Source organism: Okeania sp. SIO2B9, from assembly GCF_010672505.1.
GTDB classification, from domain to species: domain Bacteria; phylum Cyanobacteriota; class Cyanobacteriia; order Cyanobacteriales; family Microcoleaceae; genus Okeania; species Okeania hirsuta.
The window spans coordinates 1-4706 of sequence record NZ_JAAHGK010000556.1 but is presented as its reverse complement, the minus strand read 5'-3'; the positions used below and the strand labels follow the sequence as shown (position 1 = coordinate 4706).

Annotated in this window: 4 protein-coding genes; 1 reads left to right on the top strand and 3 read right to left on the bottom strand. The window is 36.2% G+C overall.

What is annotated here, in order from left to right:
• Window positions 1-371: WD40 repeat domain-containing protein (locus tag F6K13_RS19030; protein WP_375340672.1), on the top strand; the 371-nt coding region annotated here is incomplete at its 5' end.
• A gap of 176 nt (window positions 372-547) precedes the next feature.
• Here the strand turns inward: F6K13_RS19030 and F6K13_RS19025 are convergent.
• The 3 genes from F6K13_RS19025 to F6K13_RS19015 all read right to left on the bottom strand — a co-directional run bounded on the left by F6K13_RS19025 (window position 548) and on the right by F6K13_RS19015 (window position 3968).
• The gene (locus F6K13_RS19025; protein ID WP_287288020.1) at window positions 548-970 is read right to left on the bottom strand and encodes a hypothetical protein; all 423 of its coding nucleotides are present in this window, start codon (window positions 968-970) and stop codon (window positions 548-550) included.
• Between the two features lie 699 nt (window positions 971-1669).
• The gene (locus F6K13_RS19020) at window positions 1670-1798 is read right to left on the bottom strand and encodes a hypothetical protein (protein ID WP_282433596.1); all 129 of its coding nucleotides are present in this window, start codon (window positions 1796-1798) and stop codon (window positions 1670-1672) included.
• Window positions 1799-1937: 139 nt separating this feature from the next.
• Window positions 1938-3968 carry a DNA polymerase III subunit gamma/tau gene (locus F6K13_RS19015; protein WP_124146341.1) on the bottom strand — a complete coding sequence of 677 codons (2031 nt, stop codon included), beginning with the start codon at window positions 3966-3968 and terminating at the stop codon, window positions 1938-1940.
• Between the last annotated feature and the right edge of the window lie 738 nt (window positions 3969-4706).

Here is a 4706-nt window from a genome sequence, read left to right as displayed (position 1 = left end):
TGACAGAAATCAATATTTTGGAGAGTCGCGTTAATTGCATAAGTAATGTTGCGTTCAGTAACGATGGTCAGTTTCTAAGCTTTAGCAGTTGCGAGCAAGTGCATTTATGGAATATGGTATCTCAGGATGAAGTTACAATTTTAGAAGGATATGACAACTCAGTAGAGAGTGTTGCAATAAGTCCCGATAGTCGATTTTTGGCTGCTGGAGATAGGGATGGTATTGTCAAATTATGGGATACAAAATCAGCTACAGAAATTAAGGTATTGGCTGGACATACAGATACTGTGAATGATATTGCTTTTAGTCCAGACAGTAAATTGATTGCGACTGGGAGTGAGGATGGAACAGTGAGATTATGGCAAATTTAGAAGATATAGCAGAAGGAAGAAGGCGTTTGGTTATCTAGGAGAGAGGGGAGAAGAGACGTTGCATAATTGCGGGATGATAATCAGATTTGCACGTATCTGAAAATGTTGATAGATTAAAACAAATTTTTTGACACATATTAAAATCATCCTATGATGATGCAACGCCCAATTTTAATCTAAACCAAAATAAATTCTGACTTTAAACCTAAATGATAAGTAAGCTGTCTAATTTCTTGCTCGTATATAGGATTCATAATAATAATTATTTCTGGTTGATAATCTTTTAAAAATTCTGGAGAAACAATCTTTTGACCAGCTCCAGCAATATACATTCCTTGTTTGCGAGAATTTAGGTCTACAACATATTCAATATCATTATATTCTTTCAATAAATTTAAAAAAGTTACACCTTTTGAACCAGCACCCCAAACTACTACTTTTTGATGTTTTTTAGTTATTTCATCAAATTTTTGTTGCCATTTGTTAATTAATTGATTAAAAAGATGATTAAATTTAACAGCTCCATCACTAATATTTTCCACCTCAGAAATTATTTTACTTTCTTCCTTTGCACTTGTTGTAGCAGGAACAGCTTCCAAACATAAAAATTGCCCCTCAAAAGTTTCATAAACATCTTTCTTTTTTCTTATTCCTTCTTGCTTCTTCTTTCTTCCCTCCTGACTCGGTCCTCCTGACTCCTCCGTCGTTTATTTATAAGTATTCAACCGGACATGATATAACCTCATATTTTGGCACAGTTATAGTTGAATTTATACTCAGCAGCAGTGAGCAAGTCTTTTTGAGCACTATAGCGCTGCGCGCAGGCAAAAGGCAACAGGCAACAGGCAACCCACCCCTCGCCCCTCCCCCTCCCAGGAGGGGAATAAAAATCTGTTTGCGCAAGCATTCCGTAGGAATCATATAAGACTTTTAGCTATTGGACACCTCCTGTAATTTGTAAATATGCCAGCGCACATTGCTATATCAATACTTACTCAAGTTTTCTAACTTTTACATACTACATTTTGTCGTGCGGAATGTGGGATTTAAGGAACGTCCCTACTGTGGTCTACCGTGCAGGAAAACCGCTGTAATGCTGAGTGCTAGAGTTGGTAAACATACTGAGCAGTTCATTGAGGAATTGATCGTCAACACAGAAGGGAAAATTAACTCTAAACAATGGCATACTGATGATTGAGGAGGGTATGAAGGAGTTCTACCCCCATTGGTAGAACACATCATTGGTAAAGACCAGACACAGTAATTGGAAGGCACAAATGGAATTATCATACAGCAGACTAGTCGATGGTATTGCCAACAGAATAAATTTGGCAAGTTCTGGCAACAAATGGAGGTAACAGTAAGCTTGGCGTTCGCGGAGCGTGGCGAAACGCTGTATCCCCTACTTCAATTGGATTTGGGTTCATAGTAGAAAGGATAGTACAGCAGCACAAAGGGCAGGATTAGCAGTTGCTCCTTGGAAGTGGAAAGACTTAATTGCTTTTCCCACACTTTGCGCTCTGCACTACCGAATATTTTTTCCAGACGGTATAAGCTACCAGCTAGTTAAAATATAATATCATCATCAAGTTCAAGGTCTTCATTTTTTTCTGGCTCATCTATGCCAATATTACTATCTTCAGACTCAAAAATCTGAGAGTTAACCGATAACTGAGAAGACTCTGATGCAGCAGATAAATCAGTTTTATCTGCTGATTTAATTAACTCTATATCTACTATTTCTCCCTGAAAAAAATCAGCTATTCGGCGAGTGGCAACTGCTACAGTTTGTCTTTCTTTTTCAGGAGATTTTTCCTGTTTCGCTACATTATCCAACTGTGGTTGAAACAAAGAAATATCTGGCATAGATCTGTTTTCTCTGTCCGATTTTATTGTATTAGATTTTTGGATTGTTTCTGGTTCATCTTCTATAACTTCATCATCAGAGTTAGAGGTTTCTTGATGTTTTTCATGGTTAGTTATGTTTCTTTCTCTTCTACTATTATTGGGATAAATATTTTCACTAACACTTTGATTTTTTCCCTTGGTATTTGTTACTTCTACTTTAACTTTTACCGCAGTCTTAAAAACCTTCTCAAACCCAGCTTCAATATTAGCAACTTTAGACATTACCATTTTCTGCCATTTATCAGAACTAACACCAATACGCGCTACTTGATTGTTAAACCCTAATAATATAACTTGAGGCTGAGGTTGAAGTAGTAACTGTTGGGTACTTAATTTAACTTCAGCAAGTACCCTTTGCCAAATTTCTTGTAAATCAACTTCTTTAGGATTAACATTAACAGCTTCCGAAGGAACTAAATTTTCCTCATTTTTTGATGCAGTCGGAATTTCTTTTACCTCCGATATTTTCTGTTTTGGAGGTGAATAAATAGGAGGCTTTGCTTGTGGTTGACTAGAACTTTTAGAAGTACTTTGAACCGAAATATTTTGACTTGTTTGTCTTTGAGGTAACTGTTCGACTATTACCCTCGAACTTGCCAATGCAGCAGGCAATAATCCCAACAAAGTGACCTCCAACCATAAACGAGGTTGAGTCGTATTTTTAATTTGTACTTCAGAAGTTTGTAAATGCTTTTGACCGGCTAAAATAGTGCTAATATCCCATGTTTGAGAAACTTGACAAAGTTGTTCCCAAGTAGATTTTGTCAACGCCACTAAATTTCCATTTGTCGGTGCAGTTTTTGCTATTAATAAATCTCGGTAAAATCCTGCTAAATTTTGTAATACAATAATCGGTTCTCGACCCCGATCCATTATTTGACGAGTACATTCCAAAACTTCCGTAGAATTATCAGAGGCGATCGCTTCTAAAAGTAACATTAAATCTCGCTCTGGCACTGCCCCTACCAAGTCCCATACTCGTTCAACTGTAATCTCACCTGCCAATAAACTCAACTGGTCTAACAAACTTTCTGCATCTCGCAGTCCACCTTGAGCAATTTGAGCTATCATTTGGACAGCTTCAGTGGTAATTTCAATTTTTTCTTCCGTAGCAATTTTTTGCAAGTGTCCAACCATCGCTTCTAGAGGAATTCTGCGAAAGTCAAACCTTTGACAACGGGAGATAATAGTCGGTAAAACTCTCTGAGGGTCTGTAGTTGCCAGAATAAAGACCACTCGGTTTGGTGGCTCTTCTAAAGTTTTGAGTAGAGCATTAAAAGCTGACACAGATAACATATGGACTTCATCGACCACATATACCTTATAACGACATTGAACAGGTGCAAACTGGGATCTTTCAATCAATTCCCGAATGTTGTCCACACCAGTATTGCTAGCTGCATCAATTTCTATTACGTCCAGAGTTGACCCTTTTGTAATACCTATACAAACATCACAAGTACCACAAGGACTGGGGGTAGGATGGTCATGGGAGAGACAGTTGAGAGATTTGGCAAAAATTCTGGCGCTGGAAGTTTTCCCTGTACCTCTCGGTCCTGTGAATAGATATGCTGGAGCTATTCGTTCAGTATGGATAGCATTTGTGAGGGTTTGGGCGATCGCTTCCTGACCCACTAAGTCAGCAAAAGTCTGAGGACGATATTTGTGATGGAGGGGTTTGTAGGCCACAATTCAGAAATAAGAATGATTTCGTATATTCTAGTTTGATTAAAGTAATCAGCAATACTAATTTCTTGTTTTTTTTCAGTATTTCTGCTGAAAATTTTGATGATATTTTAGTTATATTGTCTATGACAATTTATTCCTTTACAAAGGTTTTAACAATTTATGTATTTTCCCTAATTTATATAAAGTATAATATTTACTATTACTATTATAGAGTAGTAGTTCAAAGATTTTAAATATCTTACTTAATTTTTGTGCATAAATTAAATGTATGTCTAATTTCTAATATGATTCCTAAATGATGAGTTAACTTTTAGAAAAATTTTTTGAATAGCCTTGATTTTTTGAGTAATCTTGAAAAAGTTCTAACTTAATTTAGAATTGCCTATCAATTTCTATGAGGCTGGAAAATTGGCTAGCTGGTTTAGGATTTATTTTTGATTATTTAGACAATCAATCTTTACTTGACAATAAGCATTCAGCAGTCAGCTATTAGCTATCAGCTATTGCTTTTAGTTTACGATCAAAGCTTTATTAATTGTCTTACTACAAAAGTTATATCCCTTGCCCTTAAAGTCTATATTAATTTCAACACTGTCCTTAAGGAGAGATCCTTGTTGCTGAGAGCATACAGCTAATAGCTATTTGCACAGCATTCCGCAGGAAATGCTTACACTTTACAGAAAATCAAACAAAAAAACTCTAGATTTTATATGATACTTTGTGGATAAAATCAATCAA

Coding starts and splice junctions, on each gene's coding strand:
- F6K13_RS19020 (WP_282433596.1), bottom strand. CDS start 1,798: ATGAACCCAAATCCAATTGAAGTAGGGGATACAGCGTTTCGCCACGCT.